Origin of the sequence: Lentibacillus kapialis (assembly GCF_014646635.1) — a bacterium.
GTDB lineage: Bacteria > Bacillota > Bacilli > Bacillales > Amphibacillaceae > Lentibacillus > Lentibacillus kapialis.
This window is the reverse complement of the sequence record NZ_BMNQ01000114.1, coordinates 593-1,990: the sequence shown is the minus strand read 5'-3', so window position 1 is coordinate 1,990 and position 1,398 is coordinate 593. Positions and strand designations below refer to the sequence as shown.

Below are 1,398 nucleotides of genomic sequence, written 5' to 3'. Positions count from 1 at the left end.
CCTTATAAAGCGCTTTTCGGTCCGTCAGCTGATTGATCATGATGGCCGCAATACGGGTGCCTACCGACACATGACAAACGTCTTTTTTGACAGGGGATAGGTGATCAATCCGGTCGATCAGCCCCAACTTTTCAATTAACTGCCGAATAACTGGCGCAGCCCCCACCCGACATACTTGAAAGTCGGGAATCTGTGGCATTGGCTTGTTCAATGGCATCACCTCATTAAACTACTTGTACCCTAACCATTCGATATGTCATGGGGGAAATCCTGCAAAAAAGATTTTTGGTTTTCAAATGGGGCGCGGAATGTGGGCTATAATGTAGTCTCATTTTAATTTATCAATCTTTTTATCCAGTTTCTCAATTTTATCGTCTTTTTTATCATCATCCATATCATCATCTTTTTTTATTTTATTTTTCTGTACATTTAGACTTGCAATTTGAACATCTTTGTTATCGAGTTCTTTCCCGAGCTTCATAGCCTCTTTGTGATTTTTCTGTTCTATGTAACTATTAACTGCCAATAATTTTGCCCTCTCGTTATCTGGATTTTCTAAACTAAATTTCTGTATAGTTGCTGGATGTTGCTCTTAGGAAGGAGCACTCATTTTTTATGAACAACTTCTTCCTAAGAGCAGCAAAAGCCCTTAGGAACCTTTATTTACTCATTAGGTACAGGCAATTCAAATTTCACTTCTTCCCTTGCACCAGTTTCGTAACTCATGTATACAACCCCGTCCTCATACAAATTATCACTAATATAAACAAGATTTCCTGTTATTTCTTTTCCGGGACTTAATTCATTGTCTCTTTCAGTAAAAATTTCATCCCAGGACTCCTGATAAGTGAGTTCTCCTATTAATTGAGCGGACATTTTTTCACTCGGCACAAAAGGTTCATCTCCAGTATTTTTTAGCGTTACATTAACTACAGCAAATCTTGTATCTTCTGTGCGTTCAGCCCCCTGCAAGTAATCTTCTAAAGAGTGACCATCCACCTCGTCTGTGGTAACCCCAAAATCATTCACCGTTACCTCATATGGAAAGCCATAAGAGCTACTATATAAATGAAAAAAAAGGAATTCAGTAAGTTTTGTCCAATAATATAGGTAAGAAATCTTTTACCTATGGGGGCGGACAAATTGAAAAATATTCTTCAAAAGGATAATCAGAATCCTGATATTCAATCTGTTAAAGCGGCTATGAAGGAAACGAAAGACCTTCGATTATTTAAACGATACCAAGCCATCTTGTTGTATTTAAAAGAGCGACCAGTAAGCGAAATATCACGTTACATTGGAACCAGCGAGAAGACGATATACAATTACGTAAGCGCCTATAAATCCAAGGGCCTAAATAGTTTGATTCCCGGTCAATCACCAGGCAGACCCCGCCGC

4 protein-coding genes are annotated in these 1,398 nt (G+C 38.6%); 1 reads left to right on the top strand and 3 read right to left on the bottom strand.

All coding sequences use genetic code 11. From position 1 onward, the window contains the following. From IEW67_RS17780 to IEW67_RS17770, 3 genes are all read right to left on the bottom strand, one after another. The coding region (locus IEW67_RS17780) for a DUF4277 domain-containing protein (protein WP_188634366.1) at positions 1-211 on the bottom strand (211 nt) is incomplete at its 3' end. A gap of 117 nt (positions 212-328) precedes the next feature. Further along, entirely contained in the window at positions 329-526 is a 198-nt protein-coding gene (locus IEW67_RS17775) for a type VII secretion protein EssB/YukC (protein ID WP_188634416.1), read from the bottom strand. A gap of 137 nt (positions 527-663) precedes the next feature. After that, positions 664-1,029, bottom strand: a complete 366-nt coding sequence (locus tag IEW67_RS17770; protein WP_188634415.1) for a DUF4352 domain-containing protein — start codon at positions 1,027-1,029, stop codon at positions 664-666. Positions 1,030-1,143: 114 nt separating this feature from the next. Here IEW67_RS17770 and IEW67_RS18050 point away from each other — a divergent pair. After that, positions 1,144-1,398: helix-turn-helix domain-containing protein (locus IEW67_RS18050; protein WP_194466082.1), on the top strand; the 255-nt coding region annotated here is incomplete at its 3' end.